Source organism: Mesorhizobium sp. M0058, assembly GCF_040323095.1.
GTDB lineage: Bacteria > Pseudomonadota > Alphaproteobacteria > Rhizobiales > Rhizobiaceae > Mesorhizobium.
Genome location: NZ_JAMYUQ010000012.1, coordinates 55,368 through 73,575, shown reverse-complemented (window position 1 = coordinate 73,575; position 18,208 = coordinate 55,368). Strand labels below are relative to the sequence as shown.

Here is an 18,208-nt window from a genome sequence, read left to right as displayed (position 1 = left end):
CAAAGGCAGGCCACGCACCAATGAAAAAATGTGACCGTTACAAAGTTTGGCGGGCATGAGCGGCGACGAGGGTCAAACTGGCCCACCTCTCCCGCCTTTATCAGCTGGGCCGTATCGGCTAAGGGCGGGGGAGCAGAATCCCGGACCGCCAGACATGACCGCCAAGCCAAAACCCCTGTTTCTCGGTATCGACACCGGTGGCACCTATACCGATGCCGTGCTGTGGTCGGAACAAGGCGGGCCAAAAGGCAAGGTGCTGGCCAAGGCCAAGGCGCTGACCACGCGGCACGATCTTGCTGTCGGCATTTCCGGCGCGGTCGATGCGGTGCTGGGAAAATCCGCCACCGATCCGGCCGCTATCAAACTCGTGTCGATGTCGACGACGCTCGCCACCAATGCGCTGGTCGAGGGCCAGGGTGGGCGTGTGGCGCTCATCATGATCGGCTTTACCGGGGCCGACCTTGCGCGCGACGGGCTGAAGACGGCGCTCGGCACCGATCCGGTGGTGTTTTGTCCGGGCGGCCATGACGTGCACGGCAATGCGGCCAAGCTCGATCTGTCGGGGCTGGAAGCAGCACTCCCTGAACTCGGCGCCTCGGTGTCGGGCTTTGCCGTCTGCGCCTATTTCGCCACCCGCAACCCGGCGCATGAACTCGCCGCGCGCGACCTCATCCGCGAAAAGACCGGCCTGCCGGTGACCGCCAGCCATGAATTGTCGGCCAAGCTCGGCGGTCCGCGTCGCGCGCTCACCACCTTGCTCAACGCCAGGCTGATCTCGATGATCGACCGGCTGGTGGCGGCAACCGAAGGATTTTTGGAAGCCCGCAACATCGCAGCGCCCCTGATGGTGGTGCGCGGCGATGGCGCGCTGGTTTCGGCGGCGTTTGCCCGCCAGCGGCCGATCGAGACCATCCTCTCCGGCCCGGCCGCCAGCCTGGTCGGCGCCCGCCACATGACGGGCCTGGACAACGCCATGGTGTCCGACATTGGCGGCACCACCACCGATGTCGCCGTGCTCGACGGCGGCCGTCCTCGGCTCGATCCCGAAGGCGCCACTGTCGGCGGCTTCCGCACCATGGTCGAGGCGGTCGCCATGCGCACCTTCGGCCTCGGCGGCGATTCCGAAGTGGCGCTGGAAGATGGCGCGCTCAACCCGAAAATCCTGCTCGGGCCGCGCCGCCTGGTGCCGCTGGCGCTGGCCGGCATGATGCATGGTGCTTCAGTGACATCGGAGCTCGAGCGCCAGCTCAGGGCGCCCAACCCCGGCCGCATGGACAGCCGCTTTGCGTTGCGCACCGGCGTGCCGGACAGGCTCGCCGCCGGCCTGACCGCGCCCGAGGCGAAACTGTATGAACTGATTGGTGCCGTGCCGCTCGCCATCGACAGGCTGCTCACCTCGAACGCCCAGAACGCCACGCTGAACCGGCTGGTCTCGCGCGGTCTTGTGCATATCTCGGGCTTCACCCCCTCGGACGCCGCCCATGTGCTCGGCAAGCAGGCCAACTGGGACCCGCTTGCGGCCCGGCTCGGCGCCGAACTGTTTGCCCGCAAGCGTGATGGGCGAGGCCAGAACATCGCGCCGTCTCCAGAGGTGATTTCCGAACGGGTGCTGCTGACGCTCACGCGCTGGTCGGCCGAATACATTCTGGAGACAGCCTTTGCCGAGGATGGGCTGGATGGCGCCGCCACCGTCGCGCACGCGCTGGTGCAGCGCGCCGTCGATTCCCATCCCGGCATCGCAAGGCTCAGCGTCGCGCTCGATCGTCCGGTCATTGGCCTCGGCGCCTCGGCGCCGCTGCACTATGCCGGCTTGGCCGAGCTGGTCGGTAATGAGTGCGTGGTGCCGGAGGATACCGACGTCGCCAACGCGCTCGGCGCCGTCGTCGGCCAGGTCCGCGTCTCGGCCGAAGCCCGCGTCAGCCAGCCCAAGGAAGGTTTGTTCCGGGTCGCGTCGGGGCAAACGGTGCGCGACTTCACCGACGAGGCCAAGGCGATCGCGGCAGCGGAGGCTGATGTGCGGGCGATCGTAGCCGCGCGCGCGAAGGATGCCGGCACGGATAATGCCGAGATCGACGTTTCGACCGAGTTCAAGGTGTCTACGGTTGAGGCCCAACGGATGTTTATCGAAGCGCATGTGGTGGCGGTTGCATCGGGTCGGCCGAGGATCGCGGTTTAGGGTAATCTCCCCACGAGGGGGGAGATCAGCAGCTTCAAATTCCCCGCCTTCACCCTAAGCTGAATTGACCCTTCACCCCTGACATGCCAAAGGCCGCAAAGCCTTTCATCTGGAGAAGCCCTGATGACCGATCGCGTCGAGATCGCCGGATTGCGGATTGCCCGCGAACTGCATGACTTTGTCGGCGAAGCGCTGCCGGGTACCGGCATTGCCGCCGACGCCTTCTGGAACGGCTTTTCGGCTATCGTCCATGATCTCGCGCCGAAGAACCGGGCGTTGTTGGCCAAACGCGACGCCATGCAGGAACAGATCGACGCCTGGCACCGCGCCAATGGCGCGCCCATCGATATGGAGGCCTACAAAAGCTTCTTGCGTGAGATCGGCTATCTCGTGCCCGAAGGGCCGGCCTTCTCCGTGACGACCGACAATGTCGACCCCGAGATCGCCAGCGTTGCCGGGCCGCAGCTGGTGGTGCCGGTGATGAATGCGCGTTATGCGATCAACGCCGCCAATGCTCGCTGGGGCTCGCTCTACGATGCGCTCTACGGAACCGACGCCATTGCCGAGACCGGTGGCGCCGAGAAGGGCAAAAGCTTCAACCCCGTGCGCGGCGCCAAGGTGGTTGCCTGGGCGAAGAGTTTTCTGGACGAGTCCGTGCCGCTCACCTCGGGCAAATGGGCCGGCGTGAACGGGCTGACGGTTTCGGGTGGCACCTTGCGGCTCGGCGCTGGCGCCGGCGGCACCACGCTGGCCAACCCGAAACAATTTGCCGGCTATCGCGGCGACGGTGCCAACCCGGAAGCCATCCTGCTGGTCCAGAACGGCCTGCACATCGAGATCCTCATCGACCGCACCAACCAGATCGGCCGCACCGACCCGGCCGGCATTGCCGACGTGATCCTGGAATCGGCGCTGACCACCATCCAGGACTGCGAGGATTCGGTCGCGGCGGTGGATGCCGAGGACAAGGTCATCGTCTACCGCAACTGGCTCGGCCTGATGAAGGGCGATCTGGCGGAGGAAATCAGCAAGGGCGGCAAAACCTTCACGCGCAAGCTCAATCCGGACCGCGCCTGGACCGCGCCCAGTGGTGGCGCGCTGAGCTTGCCTGGCCGCTCGCTGATGCTGGTGCGAAACGTCGGTCACCTCATGACCAATCCGGCCATCCTCGACCGCGATGGCAACGAGGTGCCGGAAGGCATCTTGGATGCGGCGATGACGGCGCTGATCGCGCTGCACGATGTCGGCGCCAACGGGCGTCGGATGAATTCCCGCGCGGGCTCAATGTATGTGGTGAAGCCGAAGATGCATGGGCCGGAGGAAGTCGCCTTCGCAGTCGAGATTTTCGACCGCGTCGAAGCGCTGCTCGGTATGGCGGCAAACACCATCAAGATGGGCATCATGGACGAGGAGCGGCGCACCACCGTCAACCTCAAGGAGGCGATCCGCGCGGCGAAGGAGCGCGTCGTGTTCATCAACACCGGCTTCCTCGACCGCACCGGCGACGAGATCCACACCTCGATGGAAGCCGGGCCGATGATCCGCAAGGGCGACATGAAGCAGGCCGCCTGGATCTCCGCCTATGAGGCGTGGAATGTCGACATCGGGCTCGAATGCGGGCTCGCCGGTCATGCCCAGATCGGCAAGGGCATGTGGGCGATGCCGGATCTGATGGCGGCGATGCTGGAACAGAAGATCGCGCATCCCAAGGCCGGCGCCAACACCGCCTGGGTGCCGTCGACGACAGCGGCGACGCTGCACGCCACGCACTATCACAAGGTCGATGTCCACGCCGTCCAAGCGGCGCTGAAGAGCCGGCCGAAGGCGAAGCTCGATGATATATTGTCGGTGCCGGTGGCGGTGCGGCCGAACTGGACCCCCGACGAGATCCAGCGCGAGCTCGACAACAATGCGCAAGGCATTCTGGGCTATGTCGTGCGCTGGATCGACCAGGGCGTCGGCTGCTCGAAAGTGCCCGACATCAACGATGTCGGCCTGATGGAAGACCGCGCCACGCTGCGCATCTCCTCGCAGCACATCGCCAACTGGCTGCACCACAAGGTGTGCTCGCAGATCCAGGTGATGGATTCGCTGCGGCGCATGGCAGCGATCGTCGACCTCCAAAATGTCGGCGACCCGCTCTACCGCCCGATGGCCGCCGATTTCGACAATTCCATAGCCTTCCAGGCCGCCTGCGACCTGGTGTTTAGAGGCCGCGAACAGCCGAACGGCTATACGGAGCCGGTGCTGCACGCGCGGAGGCTGGAGCTGAAGGCGAAAGAGCGGGCGAATTAGCGCCTGCGTTTCCCTCCCCCTCGAGGGGAGGGTGGCCCGAAGGGCCGGGTGGGGTCCTGCGTGAAGTGCGGCGACTCCCTTCGGACGACACTACAAGCAATGTCATTGCAGAGGCCCCTTCTCGGCTCGGCTCCAAAAAGATCGACCATTCTTCGGCGACCCCCACCCTGCCGCTTCGGGGCCACCTTCCCCTCAAGGAGGAGCGTTACGCCGCCTGCGCTACCCGCTCCGACATCATGCGGTAGGAAATCGCCTCGGCCAGGTGAATTCGGCCGACGGTTTCGCTGGCGTCGAGGTCAGCCAGTGTGCGCGCCACTTTGAGCACGCGGTGATAGGCGCGCGCGGAAAAGCCGAGTTTCTCGCTGGCGTCTTTCAGCAGCGACAGGCCGGCGGCATCCGGCATCGCGATGTCCTCGATAACAGAAGGCGAGCAATGGGCGTTGGTGGTGGCGCTGGTCACGCCCAGCCGCTCGAAACGTTCGCGCTGGATGGTGCGGGCGCGCGCCACGCGCTGGGCAACGGCGGCACTTTTCTCCGCTCGGTCGGGCCGGATCAGGTCGGCGGCCGAGACCGCCGGTACCTCGATCCTGAGATCGATGCGGTCGAGCAGCGGGCCGGAAATGCGCGCCTGGTAGTCGGTGCGGCAGCGCTCACCGCGCAGGCAGCGATAGCCGGGCTCGCCGGCCATGCCGCAACGGCACGGGTTCATCGCCGCCACCAGCTGGATGCGCGCTGGATAGGTGACGCGGTGGTTGGCGCGCGCGATCATGCAGTCGCCGGTCTCCAGTGGCTGGCGCAGCGCATCCAAGGTCTGCGGCGTGAATTCGGGAAACTCGTCGAGGAACAGGACGCCGTTATGGGCAAGCGATACTTCGCCCGGCCGCGCCCTGATGCCGCCGCCGACCATTGCCGCCATCGAAGCCGAATGGTGCGGGGCGCGGAACGGCCGCCGGTCGGTGAGCTTGCCTTCGCCGAGCTCGCCGGCCACCGAGGCGATCATCGAGACTTCAAGAAGTTCCTTGGGCGCCAGTGGCGGCAGAATTGAAGGCAGCCTCTGCGCCAGCATCGATTTTCCCGAGCCGGGAGGCCCGACCATCAACAGATTGTGGCCGCCGGCCGCCGCCACTTCCAGCGCCCGCTTGGCGCTTTCCTGGCCCTTGATGTCTGAAAGGTCGGGCAGGTCGCGGGCCGAGACATGGATGCCGGGCTCGGGCCGCGACAGCACCTGCGTGCCGCGAAAATGATTGGCGATGGCAATCAGGCTGCGCGGCGCCAATATGTCGAAATCCTTGCCCGCCCAGGCCGCTTCCGGCCCGCAGCCGAACGGGCAGATCAGGCCTTTTCCCTCGGCATTGGCGCCGATCGCCGCCGGCAGCGCACCGGCGACCGTGGCAATGGTGCCGTCGAGCGACAATTCTCCGAGCACGACATAGGAGGCCAGCATGTCGCCCGGAATGGCGCCAAGGGCGGCCATCAGGCCGAGCGCGATCGGCAGATCGTAATGGCTGCCTTCCTTGGGCAGATCGGCCGGAGCGAGGTTGACCGTCACCTTCTTCGACGGCATCGACAGCCCCGACGCATGCAGTGCCGCCTGCACGCGCTCGCGGCTTTCGGCCACCGCCTTGTCGGCCAGCCCGACGATCTGCATGCCGACCTTGCCCGGCGCGATCATCACCTGGACATCGACCGGTACGGCCTCGATGCCCTGGAAAGCAACCGTGCGAACCCGCGCCACCATCTTGCTCTGCCCCCGGATATCGGCTCGCCTCGGCCTTGTGGTTCAGACCGCGAGCGACGTCAGGACAAGACAACCATAGATTTCAGGCCAAGACAAGAACATTACAGGAACATGCATTCGTGGTGGTTGCAGCGCGCTGTGCCGGTTGCAAAAACGGAAGATGGTTGAGCAAAATGGAACGGCTGCTCCGCCTCCTCGACCGCGTTAACAAGGCGACTAGGCCCTTCGGCAATCTGAGGGTGTTGCTTCTAAACGGTGATGAAGGCATCGACCGAACCTGAAAGCGATCGATCGATCGCGACCTGCGGTGGAAGCCACTCCATGACAGGATATCTGAAAGGCCAAGGCAGGGCGATCCGGCGCGAAGAGCCGCTCTCCAGAAAAATCTCGTTTACAAGGTCTATGAACCGCCCGCGGTCTCGTTCGATTCGTTTCAAAGTTTGCGAACGAATGTAATCCCGGGGAATTCGTCGCTCCTTCAGCGCTAAGACAGCCTCCGCGATGGATCGAGGATCGGGTGGAACTGTAAGCGAATAGTCGTCATCCAGATAAAGGTCTCGGCCGCCATGGTTCGGCGTCGTGACCACTGGAAGCCCCGCGAGAAGATATTCCGTGCTTGCGAACATTGGTCCTTCCAGGTGAGAGAGACAGATTCCCACGGCTGCACGATTTAGATGCGTGTTCACCTGAGCCGGTGCCAATCGGACAGGCTTGCCGGTGCCGTCAAACTCGTTGATAAAGACGTGATGCGGCGCGAGCTCCCTATGCCGATTTATTCGCGCTCTTTCCGACTCCGTCGTGGAGGATCCGCTTGAATCTCGATAGAAGACAAATGCGCAACGCTGGATGCCAAGCGACAAGTCATGGCGCTTCCACGGAGCCAGCTGCGCATTGTAGATTGCATCAAATTCTACAGGGACGTCATCGAGAGGCCTGAATATGTGTTCGGAGGTTGTTGACGTCTTGTTGTGCAGGACGGCGGCCTCGCCGGACTGGTTCAACAGATCAGCCTCTGGCTGAGTGTTGGAAAGGAAGATTAGCGAGTGACGGGGGTTCTTGAGTCTATGCAGAACGGCATAGGTCCGGATGGTTTTGACGCTAGCACTGTTTTCGATGGACCAGGTTGGCGAGATGAGAAACCAGGCGCGGTGGCTGCGTGGACGGAAAGGCATATGACTTGCTAATCCGAGCGGCGTACCGGACATTCCCGAATAGGATATGAACGGATCGTCCGACAGCAAACTGGCCTGAAGAGCAGGTTGCGACTTCGCGGAAGGGTGCCCTTTTCTGAGGTTGTGGCCATGACGCAGCATGGCTCTGACAATCTCGAATTTGGTAGGAGGGCGATACCCGTGCTGTAGGGTCAACATGCGGCAATTGCGATCTTGAGTGCGGAGAAAAACTCGCTTCGATAGAGAGAAATTTGGCAAAGAAACACCGCCAGTTGATCGACGGAATATCTCAGGCGATCAAATCTGGTGTACGGAGAAGCGCCTCTTGAAAGAAAACATCGTCCCAAGCGGAGCTGGTTCTCACATCGCGCTACCAACCGTATCCGTTTGCGTAGGCTGTTTCAATCAAGAGGCATTCATCGACACTGCGATCCGATCCGTAGCGGCGCAGACATACACTGCGTTCGAATGCGTGGTGGTCGATGATTTTTCGACCGACGGTTCCCGCCGAAGGATTGAAGAGTGTCTGTCCCAGCTTGGCGACAGTCGTTTCCGCTTTCTGCCCCGACTGCAAAATGGCGGGCAGTTGACAGCAATGATGACCGGGCTTGACGCGACAGCCGGGCCCCTGATCTCCTTTCTTGACGGTGACGATGCTTGGCATCCTGACTTCATAGAATGCCATGTGAGAGCGCATCTCAGCCAAACCCGTATCGCGGCAATGTCGAGCTCCGATGAGGTGGTGATAGATACGGCCGGCAACCTGCTTGCGGGCGGTCATCCCGTATTCCACCTGAACGACCCGCGATCGATGCCGAAAATGAGCGGCTACCTGCATGTCGACACCGAAGCTGACCCGACATTATTATTTATTGATCGGGGTACCGTGGGTTGGTTTTGGTCAACCACATCGGGGATGATGTTTCGTCGAGCTCCGCTTGAAATCATGCGTCCATCCGATCCGGACGAAATAAAGATATGTGCCGATGGTTATATGGCTCGTGCCGCCCATATGATCGGCGGAACCGTGAGGATTGGGCGGGCTCTTGGCAGTTATCGGCTTCACGGCGGCAATGGCTGGGCGGACGGGCGCATCCTGGGTACCGGAGTTGACCTCGGCAGGATGTCGCCTGATACTGAAATAGCGATACGGCGGGCACTGGCCAATCGTTGGTGCGAAGTGGCGCCGGGACTGGCGCATTTAATCTCCCGCCACTCAATGCGCAGGACCTTGGTCGACCTGATCGGACTGTCTGCGGCTTTTGCATTGCTGGAAAAGAACTCCGATGCGGGTTTTCTGCTGAAAGACTGGGCAACACCACAGCGAAAATTGCAGACCAGACTTATCGGTCTCCTTCCTCCGAAACTGAGGCCTCGGCGCTTCCGGGACATAGTTTGATTTGATGAGCCGCTTGCTCGGCAGTCTTACCCGATAAAGAGCATCTTTCGATGCTTCTCTGGACCCACCAAAGTCCTCCGTAGCAACGCACACTACGCGGCCAAATTCCGCCGCTTCGCCTCTACCGCGTCCCAGAACAGGCTGGCGATATCCGCGCCGCCAAAGCGTTGCACTTCGCGCACGCCGGTTGGCGAGGTCACGTTGATCTCCGTCATGTAGTCGCCGATCACGTCGATGCCGACCAGGATGAAGCCGCGCTCTTTCAGCGACGGGCCGATGCGGGCGCAAATCTCGCGTTCGCGCTCCGTCAGCTCAGTCTTTTCGGCGCGGCCGCCGACATGCATGTTGGAGCGAGAATCGTGGTCGGCCGGCACGCGGTTGATGGCGCCGACCGCCTCGCCGTCGATCAGGATGATGCGCTTGTCGCCCTTGCGCACATCCTTCAGATAGCGCTGGACGATATACGGCTCGCGTGACAGCTGGGCGAACATTTCGAGCAGTGAGGCGAGGTTGCGATCGTCTTCCTTGAGATGGAAGATGCCGGCGCCGCCATTGCCATAGAGCGGCTTGACGATGATGTCGCCGAATTCCTTGCGGAAGGCCGCGACCTCCTGGGGATCCTTGGTGATCAGCGTTTCGGGCATCAGATCGGGGAATTCGGTGACGAAGATCTTTTCCGGGCTGTTGCGCACCCAGGCCGGGTCGTTGACGACCAATGTCTTCGGGTGAATGCGCTCCAGAATATGCGTGGTGGTGATGTAATTCATGTCGAAGGGCGGATCCTGGCGCAGCAGGATCACATCCATCTCCGACAGGTCGGTGCGCACCTTGTCGCCCAGCGTATAATGATTGCCCTTCTCGTCGCGGAGCTTCATCTCTTCGATGCGGGCAAACACCTTGCCGCCCAGCATCGACAGCCGGTCGGGCGTGTAGTGGAACAATTGGTGGCCGCGCCGCTGCGCCTCCAGCGACAGCGCAAAGGACGTGTCGCCGGCGATCGAGACGGTGGAGACATGGTCCATCTGGACGGCGATCTTCAGGGTCATCTTCTGGTCTCCAGCGGGTCGAGCAAGTCCAGGAAAAGTGCGTAGTGGTTTTCCGTCCGGAATTGCGGCAAGGCAAGTCGCCGATATACGGAACTTGGCGGCTTCTGCCAATCGCGCTTGCTTGGCCCAGACCTTTACCGGTCGAAGACCAGCCGGGAGTAACCGAGGAAGGACAGCGCCATGGCGACCGGCGAGGCGACGGCAAGTGCCGCCAGCGGCGGCATTGCCGGCAGCGCGAACAGGATGGCGCAGTAGACGAGATAGTTGACAATGCTGGTGGCGATGCCGACGCCGCCATAGCGCGCGCCCTCCTGCGCCACGCCGCGGCTCGACGGCGAAAAGGTCAGGTGCCGGTTGATCTGCCAGGTGACGCACAGCGCAAAGCCGATCGACAGGACACGGGCGACGAAGGGACCGAGCGGCGTCACCGCCAAGAACAGCCAGAGCGCCGCGGCATCGGCGACGAAACCAACGCCGCCGGCCAGGACGAAGCGGGCGAGCCGGCTCACGGCCTCAGGCGGCCCGGGGCGTCTTGCCCGGTTCGGCCTTCGCTGTTTCGCTCGTGCGTTCGCGCCGTTCGACCCGGCCCGACGGGACGGAGAGATAGAAAATGCGCTTCTGCTCGGCGCGTCCGCGCGATACCGAATCGAGGATCAGTCCGGTCACCATCGCAAGCATCGACAAGAGCAGCAGGCCGACCGACAGCACCCAGGTCGGCATGCGCGGCACGAGGCCGGTCTGGGCGAATTCGATCAGCACCGGCGTCATCAGGGTAAGGCTCGATGCCAGGAAGAAAATCGCGAAGGCGCCGAAGAAGCGCAGCGGCTGCGTCTCCTTCATCAGCATGGCGAACATCCACAGGATCCTGGCGCCGTCGCGATAGGTCGACAGCTTCGACGACGATCCCTCAGGCCGGCGGCCATAATCGAGCGCGATCTCGCTCACCGGCAGTTTCAGCTGCGAGGCATGCACCGACATTTCGGTCTCGATCTCGAAGCCGCCGGAAACGGCGGGAAAGCTCTTGACGAAGCGCCTCGAGAAGACGCGGTAGCCGGAGAAGATGTCGGTGAAGTCGGCGCCGAACAGCCGCTTGTAGAGGCTATTGAAGATGCGGTTGCCGAAGGCATGGCCGGAACGGCCGGCATCGTCGGTGACGCCGCGCCTGGTGCCCACCACCATGTCGCAGCGCTCGGTCTGCAGGATGTTGATCAGCAGCGAGGCATCTTCCGGCGCATAGGTGCCGTCGCCATCGGCCATCAGATAGATGTCCGCATCGATGTCGGCGAACATGCGCCGCACGACATTGCCCTTGCCCTGGCGCGGCTCGCGGACGACGATGGCGCCCGCTGCGCGCGCCTTGAGCGCGGTCAAATCCCTGGAATTGTTGTCATAGACATAGATGTCGGCCGATGGCAGCGTCTCGCGAAAGCGCCGCACCACCTCGGCGATGGTCAGTTCCTCATTGTAGCAAGGCAGGAGCACGGCAATGGCCGGCTCGTGGCGGACTTCGTGCGGCATTTCCGTCTCCCGACACCCGGCGGAGCCTCCGGCCGCGCTCATATGCGGACTCGCTCAGGCGACTTTACTATTTATTGAAGCTGTTAAGGCTAGGTTTAAGGCCGCAGTCTTTCCGACGAAGGTCATGATGATGAACGCAGCCAAGGCGGGTGCTTCCTCCTGGAAGTCCGATATGACGCTGGCGCTGCTTGCCATGCTGGTGGTGCTGGCCGTCAATGCCGCCACGGGATTTCGCGAATTGAGCAATGCCGGCGGCGACAATGACAGCCTGCTGCGGCTGGTCGAGGTTCGCGACATGCTGGCCGGCCAGGGCTGGTTCGACCTGCATCAGTACAGGATGGGGCCGGAAGGCGGTTTCGTCATGCACTGGTCGCGGCTGGTCGACGCACCGCTCGCCGCCATCATCCTCGCCGCCTCGGCGCTGACCGGCAGCATGGCCATGGCCGAAGTGATCGCACAGGTGCTGTGGCCGTCGCTGCTGTTTTGCCTGGCGGTGTTTTTTACAGCCCGTGCGGCACGCAGCTTCGCCGGCGTCGGCGCCGTGCTGCCCGCTATGGTCATCGGCGCGGCGGCGCTGCATTTCATCGGCATTTTCTTGCCGGGTGCGCTCGATCATCACAATGTCCAGCTGACGCTGACCATGGCCAGCCTCAGCCTGCTGCTCGAGGCGCCGACGCGTCGCTGGGCGGCCCTGACTTCCGGCCTGTGCGCGGCCCTGACGCTGGCCGTCGGCATGGAAACCGCGCCCTATGTCGCCACCATCGGCGCCTGCATCGCTTTGCTGTTCGTCGTCGATCCCGGCGGCGAACGCCGGATCGCCAGGGATTTCGGTCTCGGCTTTGCCGGGGTTTCAGCCCTCGTCTTCGTCACCACCATCCCGCCATCGGCCATGGGCCAGCCGCAGTGCGATGCCTTCTCGGCTGTGCAGTTCGTGGTGGCGGCAATCGCCGGACTGGGGCTTGCCGCCGTGACGTCGCTCACGGTGTCCAATGGCACGGCCAGCCGCCGCCTGATCTCGCTTAGCCTGCTCGCGCTTGGGCTGGGCGCCGTCATCGTGGCGCTGTTTCCGCAATGCCTTGCGGCTCCCTACGCAAACCTCGATCCGCGCCTCAAGGAATTGTGGCTCGATCACATCGACGAGGCGCAGTCGCTGTTCAGTATTGCCGTCAATGAGCCGGCGTCGCTGGCGGCGCGCTATGTCACGCCGCTGGTGGCGATCGCGCTGATGGCGCTTCGCCTGCGCGGACCATGGCGCCGCCAGGACATCCTCGTCGGCGCCTTGCTGGTCGGCGCCTTCATCGTCAGCGCCTGGCAGGTCCGCGGCTCGACATTCTCGATCGCCTTTGCCGTCATCCCGCTGTCGGCCTGGATCGCAAGCTGGCGCGAACGGGCGAGGATCAGCCCTGCGCGCAGCGTATCGCTGCGCATGGCGGCGGTCTGGCTGGTGTCGGTGAATGCCGTCTGGGCCGGCGCTGCCGCCGCGACGTCGAACGTATTCGAGGCCAGCAAGGTCTCGGTCGAGGCACAGGACACCGACAGCGATCCGTCCTGCGAGCGCAAGGCCTCCTTCGCGGCGTTGGCCCGGCTGCCGGACACCACGGTGCTTGCCATTTCCAATCTCGGCTCGCCCATCCTTGCATATTCCGGGCACCGCGTCTTTGCCGGCCCCTATCATCGCAACATCGCCGGCGATCTGCTTGCGCTCGATGCCTTCCTCGGATCGGCGGACCAGGCGGGGACGATCGCAGCGGCTCATCACGTCGGCCTGGTGGCGCTGTGCCGCGGCAGCGCCGAAAGCAAGGTGCTCGCCGCCAAGGCGCCGCAAGGCTTCCTGGCCGGGCTGATGCAGGGAAGCGTCCCCGATTGGCTCGAACCGGTGGCCGAAACGCGCGGAACCCCGGTCGAACTCTACCGCGTCCGCTAAAGCATCATTCGCCAGCGAAAAATCGATTTCGCGATACGCTTCCTAAACGCTTTGCTGCCAGTCTCAGCCTAAATTTCGGGCGTCACAAACAGGGATACCGATGCAAACGACGTTTGGCACCGGGCAGGCAAGCAGGGAAAACTCGGATCTGGCGTTCACCGATGCGCTGACCGGGCTTGGCAACCATCGCCGCTTCTTCGACAAGGTCGATCGCCTGATCAGCGACCGTGCAGACGATCCCGCGCCGTTCACGGTCGGCATTCTCGACCTCGACGGCTTCAAGCCGATCAACGATCTGTTCGGCCACAAGGCCGGCGACGACATATTGATCCAGGTGGCGATGCGGCTGCGCGCCTCGATGGACAGCCACTCCACCGTCTGCCGCATCGGTGCCGACGAATTCGCCTTCCTCTACCCGATGGTGTTCTCGGAGGAGGCGGCGGCCGAGAAGTCGCGCATGATGATCGAAATCCTGTCGGCGCCCTACGATGTCGGCGAACGCACCGCCAGGCTTTCGGCCTCGGTCGGCTGCTCGCTGTTTTATTCCGGCGACGAAACCACGGAAATCCTCGTCAACAAGGCCGAAACGGCGCTCTACCACGCCAAGCGTTCGGGCCGTGGCCGCGTCGTCGTCTACACCCGCGAAATGGAAGAGGCGGCCAAGCGCGTCACCCGCATCGAACAGGCGCTGCGCCGTGCCGTCTCGGCCGGTGAGGTCGAACCGCATTTCCAGCCCATCGTCGATTTGACCACCCGCCGCACCATCGGCTTCGAGACGCTGGCGCGCTGGACCGATCGCGACCTCGGCGTGGTGCCGCCGACCGTGTTCATCCCGATCGCCGAAGAGCGCGGCATCATCGGCCCGCTATCGCAGCTGGTGCTGCGCAAGGCGACCGAAGCGGCGCGCAGCTGGCCGAAGGACCTGTTCCTGTCCTTCAACCTGTCGCCCTCGCAGCTCGTCGACCAGAACACCGGCCTGCACATATTGTCGATCCTCGACCGCACCGGCTTCGATCCGCGACGGCTGGAGATCGAGATCACCGAAACCGGCCTGATGAACGATCCGGCCTCGGCCGAGAAGATCGTCGAGGACCTGCGTCGCGTCGGCATCCGAGTCTCGCTCGACGATTTCGGCACCGGCCAGTCCTCGCTCGGCCGCTTGCGCGAATTCCATTTCGACAAGCTCAAGATCGACCGCGCCTTCGTCTCCTCGATCCTCGACGACCGCCCGTCGGAACACATCATCCGCGCCATTCTGGCCATGTGCGAAGGGCTCGGCATGGATGTCGTCGCCGAAGGCATCGAGGAGGAGGCGCAGGCCGACCGCCTCGTCCAGTTCGGCTGCGCCGGCGGACAGGGCTATCTCTTCGGCAAACCGGTCGATGCCGACGCCACGCTCGGCTACCTCCGCGATTCCTACCGCGGCGCCCTCTACGCCAAGGCAGTCTGACCGGCGGTCTGGCCTGCGTCGAGCAGGTCAGCGGCGCGAGCCAAGATCGACTGTGGCCGCCATCTTGCGGCCTTTTGTCTGACATAAGCCAATCAAATCGCCGTTTTCGCCCTTGCTCCCCGGACTTGGCTGGATAGGATGCGCGCCGACCGGACCGGGAGATGAAGATATGATGCCATCGGCCGATTTTGCCGACCTCAGGGGAGCCTCGGTGCTGATCACCGGCGGCGGTTCCGGAATTGGTGCGGCACTGACCGAGGGCTTCGTTCGCCAAGGCGCCCATGTCGCCTTCATCGACATCGCCGATGGCCCAAGCACGCTGCTTGCCGACCGCGTCGAAAAAGAACTTGGCCGGCGACCGCTCTACCTCAAGACCGATTTGCGTGACGTCGAGGCGTTGCGCGCTTCGGCCGCCAAAGCGGCTGAGGCGCATGGCGACGTCACCGTGCTGGTCAACAATGCCGCATGGGACGAACGCCACGACGTCGCCGACGTTACCGTCGAGTTCTGGGACAACAATCTCGCCGTCAATCTGCGCCCGCATTTCTTCACCGCACAGGCGGTGGCGCCGGGCATGAAGCGGGCCGGCGGCGGGTCGATCATCAACTTCACCTCGACCTCCTATCTGATCAACCATCCTGATATGCCGGCCTACACCGCCGCCAAGGCCGGCATTCTGGGCCTCACCAAGGGGCTGGCCGGCAAGCTCGGCGTCGACGGCATTCGCGTCAACGCCGTTGCGCCGGGCTGGGTGATCACCGACCGGCAAAGGGAACTCTGGGTCACCGAGGAGAGGCTCGCCGCCCATGTCGCCAAGCAATGCATCAAGCAGGTCATGCAGCCCGACGACATCGTCGGCACGGTGCTGTTCCTGGCCTCCGACGCCTCGCGTATGCTGACGGCGCAGATGTTGATCGTCGACGGGGGTTTCCTGTGAGCCCGGTGAATCAAAATCCGGCAAAAGGCACGCCGGCAGTCGCCACCGTCGACTGGGGCACGACCCGCATGCGGGTCTGGCTGGTCGACGAGGCGGGCGGGGTGCTTGCCGAGCGTCGCGGCGATGATGGGTTGATCACCGCGCAGCAAAAAGGCTTTTCGACCATCCTCGAGGGCCATCTGGCGGCGCTCGGCGCACCTGACACACTGCCGGTCATCATCTGCGGCATGGCCGGCTCGCGCCAGGGTTGGCTGGAAGCGCCTTACGTCACCGTGCCGGCGCCGCTCAGTGCCATCCTCGCGGGGGCCGCCCGCATTCCCGGCCAGCGCCGCGACATCCGCATCGTGCCTGGCCTGGCGCAGCGCCTGGAAGATGCGCCGGACGTAATGCGCGGCGAGGAAACCCAGCTTGCCGGCGCCGGTTTGCCGGCAAAAGGTCGCCATCTCGTCTGCATGCCCGGCACCCATTCGAAATGGGTTCTGGTCGAAGACGGCGCGGTCGACGGCTTCTGCACCTGGCCGACCGGCGAGCTGTTTTCGGTGCTGGCCACTCACTCGATCCTGCGCCATTCGCTGGGCGAGAGCCCGAAGCCGGTCATTCCGGACAATCCGTTCTTCCAGGAATGGTGCCGCAAGGCTTTGGCCGAGGGCGGCGATGTCACCTCGCGGCTGTTCTCGATCCGCGCCGCCGGCCTGCTGCAGGACCTCAAGGCCGACGATGCCGCCGCTTGCCTGTCCGGCCTGCTGATCGGCGGCGAGATCGCCTCGGCGGGCCGCCGCTATGGCGAAAGCACCACCGCAATCGTGCTGGTCGCCTCGGGGTCGCTAGCAGCCCTCTACCGCCAGGCGCTCGACCTTGCAGGGCTTGCCGTCAGGACAGTCGACGCCGACGAGGCGGTGCGTGCCGGCCTTATCGAGGCAGCGCGGGAAAATGGCATGATCGCCAAATGACTCACCAGAGTGGAGTGACAGCGTGACCCAGACCGCCCCCTTCCCGAAGCTCAAGCGTGGTCTTATCGCCATTCTGCGCGGCCTCAAACCCAGCGAGGCGGTTGCCATCTGCCAGGCGCTGTTTGACGCCGGCATCGAAGCTATCGAGGTGCCGCTCAATTCGCCGGAGCCGTTTTCATCGATCGCCAGCATTGTCACCGCAGTGCCCAAGACAACGCTGGTCGGCGCCGGCACGGTGCTGACTTCAGCCGATGTCGACGCCCTGGCCAAGGCCGGCGGGAGGCTGCTGGTCAGCCCCAACATCGATGCCGAAGTCATGGCCCGCGCCATGCACCATGGCATGGTGACGATGCCAGGCGTGTTCACCCCCACCGAAGCTTTTCAGGCGATTAGGCTTGGGGCTTCGGCGCTCAAATTCTTCCCGGCAAGCGTGCTCGGGCCCAGCGGCATTTCGGCGATGCGGGCCGTGCTGCCGGCCGATACCGTGGTCGGCGCCGTCGGCGGCGTTTCCGACAAAGACTTTGCCGGCTACAAAGCCGCTGGGGTGACTGCTTTTGGTCTTGGCTCCAGCCTGTTCAAACCCGGCATGAGCGTCGACGAGGTGGCCTCGCGCGCGCAGGCGGCGGTGACGGCCTGGGATGCGGCCTTCGGCGGAGCGGCATGATGGACAAGGTTTCGGTTTTTTCGGACCATGTCTGTGAACTCGGCGAGGGGCCGAGCTACGATCCCGCCACCGACACGCTGTTCTGGTTCGACATCGTCAACGGGCTTTTGCTGGAGCAGGGTGTCACGTCCAGCGCGCGGAAGGTCCATGAGCTCGGCCAGATGGCCAGCGCCATCGCCATTATCGACGACAATCGCCAGCTCATCGCCACCGAGACCGGCCTGCATGTCCGCGACGTCTCGACCGGCAAGCTGACGCTGCATACGCCTATCGAGGCCGACAATGCGCTGACCCGCTCCAACGATTCGCGCGTCCACCCTTGTGGCGCCTTCTGGGTCGGCACGATGGGCAAGGGTGAGGAGAAGGGCGCGGGCGCCATCTACTGGTTCTTCAAGGGAGAATTGCGCACGCTTTACACCGGCATCACCGTGTCGAACTCGATCTGTTTCTCGCAGGATGGAACGATCGCCTACTACACCGATACCTCGACCGGCCTGTTGATGCGCGTCGCCTGCGATCCGGCAACGGGTCTGCCGATCGGCGAGTCCAAAGTGTTCGTCGACCATCGCTCGTCCAAGGGCTTTGTCGACGGCTCGGTCGTTGATCGCGACGGCGTGCTGTGGAACGCCGTCTGGGGCGGCAAGGCGGTCAAGGCCTATTCGCCAGATGGCACATTGTTGCGCGAAATTGCCGTGCCGGCGGGGCAGTCCTCGTGCCCGGCCTTTGTCGGGGCCAAGGCCGATCGGCTGGCGGTGACCTCGGCCTGGAAAGGCAAGGACGACAAGCAGCGCAAGCTCGACCCACAGGCCGGCATGACCTTCCTGCTCGACATCCCCGTCAACGGCCGCTTCGAGCCGCGCGTGGTCATCGCCTGAGCGTACCGGTTGTCGTGCAGGCGGCGGGCGCGGGTCGATTTCGCGCAAGCCGATCGCATTGGCC

14 protein-coding genes are annotated in these 18,208 nt (G+C 63.9%); 9 read left to right on the top strand and 5 right to left on the bottom strand.

Annotated elements, in window-relative coordinates; translation table 11 throughout:
* Positions 1-154 precede the first annotated feature (154 nt).
* Entirely contained in the window at positions 155-2,176 is a 2,022-nt protein-coding gene (locus NKJ75_RS21340; RefSeq protein WP_023832234.1) for a hydantoinase/oxoprolinase N-terminal domain-containing protein, read from the top strand.
* Between the two features lie 123 nt (positions 2,177-2,299).
* Positions 2,300-4,471 (top strand): malate synthase G, encoded by a 2,172-nt coding sequence (locus NKJ75_RS21335; protein WP_352500149.1) that lies wholly within the window; start codon positions 2,300-2,302, stop codon positions 4,469-4,471.
* A gap of 205 nt (positions 4,472-4,676) precedes the next feature.
* Here the strand turns inward: NKJ75_RS21335 and NKJ75_RS21330 are convergent, their stop codons facing one another.
* Positions 4,677-6,209 (bottom strand): YifB family Mg chelatase-like AAA ATPase, encoded by a 1,533-nt coding sequence (locus tag NKJ75_RS21330; protein ID WP_023819274.1) that lies wholly within the window; start codon positions 6,207-6,209, stop codon positions 4,677-4,679.
* 248 nt (positions 6,210-6,457) lie between these two features.
* Positions 6,458-7,522, bottom strand: a complete 1,065-nt coding sequence (locus NKJ75_RS21325) for a glycosyltransferase (RefSeq protein ID WP_155923590.1) — start codon at positions 7,520-7,522, stop codon at positions 6,458-6,460.
* Between the two features lie 184 nt (positions 7,523-7,706).
* On the opposite strand from NKJ75_RS21325, the gene NKJ75_RS21320 reads away from it, so the two are divergent.
* Positions 7,707-8,780 carry a glycosyltransferase family 2 protein gene (locus NKJ75_RS21320; RefSeq protein WP_352500148.1) on the top strand — a complete coding sequence of 358 codons (1,074 nt, stop codon included), beginning with the start codon at positions 7,707-7,709 and terminating at the stop codon, positions 8,778-8,780.
* A gap of 92 nt (positions 8,781-8,872) precedes the next feature.
* Here NKJ75_RS21320 and gshB read toward each other — a convergent pair whose 3' ends face one another.
* From gshB to NKJ75_RS21305, 3 genes are all read right to left on the bottom strand, one after another.
* Complete coding sequence (gene gshB, locus NKJ75_RS21315; protein ID WP_023673181.1) at positions 8,873-9,826, bottom strand: glutathione synthase; 954 nt, start codon at positions 9,824-9,826, stop codon at positions 8,873-8,875.
* 134 nt (positions 9,827-9,960) lie between these two features.
* The gene (locus tag NKJ75_RS21310) at positions 9,961-10,335 is read right to left on the bottom strand and encodes a GtrA family protein (RefSeq protein WP_023703819.1); all 375 of its coding nucleotides are present in this window, start codon (positions 10,333-10,335) and stop codon (positions 9,961-9,963) included.
* A gap of 4 nt (positions 10,336-10,339) precedes the next feature.
* Positions 10,340-11,344 (bottom strand): glycosyltransferase, encoded by a 1,005-nt coding sequence (locus NKJ75_RS21305; protein ID WP_023673183.1) that lies wholly within the window; start codon positions 11,342-11,344, stop codon positions 10,340-10,342.
* Between the two features lie 124 nt (positions 11,345-11,468).
* Here NKJ75_RS21305 and NKJ75_RS21300 point away from each other — a divergent pair, with 124 nt between their 5' ends.
* From NKJ75_RS21300 to NKJ75_RS21275, 6 genes are all read left to right on the top strand, one after another.
* Positions 11,469-13,268 carry a GtrA family protein gene (locus NKJ75_RS21300; protein ID WP_352500147.1) on the top strand — a complete coding sequence of 600 codons (1,800 nt, stop codon included), beginning with the start codon at positions 11,469-11,471 and terminating at the stop codon, positions 13,266-13,268.
* Between the two features lie 100 nt (positions 13,269-13,368).
* Positions 13,369-14,718 carry a putative bifunctional diguanylate cyclase/phosphodiesterase gene (locus NKJ75_RS21295; RefSeq protein ID WP_023681311.1) on the top strand — a complete coding sequence of 450 codons (1,350 nt, stop codon included), beginning with the start codon at positions 13,369-13,371 and terminating at the stop codon, positions 14,716-14,718.
* A 169-nt stretch (positions 14,719-14,887) separates the two neighbouring features.
* The gene (locus tag NKJ75_RS21290; RefSeq protein ID WP_023741333.1) at positions 14,888-15,655 is read left to right on the top strand and encodes an SDR family NAD(P)-dependent oxidoreductase; all 768 of its coding nucleotides are present in this window, start codon (positions 14,888-14,890) and stop codon (positions 15,653-15,655) included.
* Positions 15,656-15,660: 5 nt separating this feature from the next.
* On the top strand, positions 15,661-16,605 hold the full coding sequence (locus NKJ75_RS21285; RefSeq protein WP_031246042.1) for a 2-dehydro-3-deoxygalactonokinase: 945 nt from the start codon (positions 15,661-15,663) through the stop codon (positions 16,603-16,605).
* 22 nt (positions 16,606-16,627) lie between these two features.
* A complete protein-coding gene (locus NKJ75_RS21280; protein WP_023741331.1) occupies positions 16,628-17,269 on the top strand; it encodes a 2-dehydro-3-deoxy-6-phosphogalactonate aldolase in 642 nt (213 codons plus the stop codon).
* Positions 17,269-18,144, top strand: a complete 876-nt coding sequence (locus tag NKJ75_RS21275; protein ID WP_352500146.1) for an SMP-30/gluconolactonase/LRE family protein — start codon at positions 17,269-17,271, stop codon at positions 18,142-18,144. The genes NKJ75_RS21280 and NKJ75_RS21275 overlap by 1 nt, the downstream gene beginning before the upstream one ends.
* Positions 18,145-18,208 lie beyond the last annotated feature (64 nt).

Excerpts from the sequence above, each read along its gene's own strand:
- NKJ75_RS21340 (WP_023832234.1), top strand. The coding sequence starts at position 155 with ATGACCGCCAAGCCAAAACCCCTGTTTCTCGGTATCGACACCGGTGGC.
- NKJ75_RS21335 (WP_352500149.1), top strand. The coding sequence starts at position 2,300 with ATGACCGATCGCGTCGAGATCGCCGGATTGCGGATTGCCCGCGAACTG.
- NKJ75_RS21330 (WP_023819274.1), bottom strand. The coding sequence starts at position 6,209 with ATGGTGGCGCGGGTTCGCACGGTTGCTTTCCAGGGCATCGAGGCCGTA.
- NKJ75_RS21325 (WP_155923590.1), bottom strand. The coding sequence starts at position 7,522 with ATGCTGCGTCATGGCCACAACCTCAGAAAAGGGCACCCTTCCGCGAAG.
- gshB (WP_023673181.1), bottom strand. The coding sequence starts at position 9,826 with ATGACCCTGAAGATCGCCGTCCAGATGGACCATGTCTCCACCGTCTCG.
- NKJ75_RS21305 (WP_023673183.1), bottom strand. The coding sequence starts at position 11,344 with ATGCCGCACGAAGTCCGCCACGAGCCGGCCATTGCCGTGCTCCTGCCT.
- NKJ75_RS21300 (WP_352500147.1), top strand. The coding sequence starts at position 11,469 with ATGATGATGAACGCAGCCAAGGCGGGTGCTTCCTCCTGGAAGTCCGAT.
- NKJ75_RS21295 (WP_023681311.1), top strand. The coding sequence starts at position 13,369 with ATGCAAACGACGTTTGGCACCGGGCAGGCAAGCAGGGAAAACTCGGAT.
- NKJ75_RS21290 (WP_023741333.1), top strand. The coding sequence starts at position 14,888 with ATGATGCCATCGGCCGATTTTGCCGACCTCAGGGGAGCCTCGGTGCTG.
- NKJ75_RS21275 (WP_352500146.1), top strand. The coding sequence starts at position 17,269 with ATGGACAAGGTTTCGGTTTTTTCGGACCATGTCTGTGAACTCGGCGAG.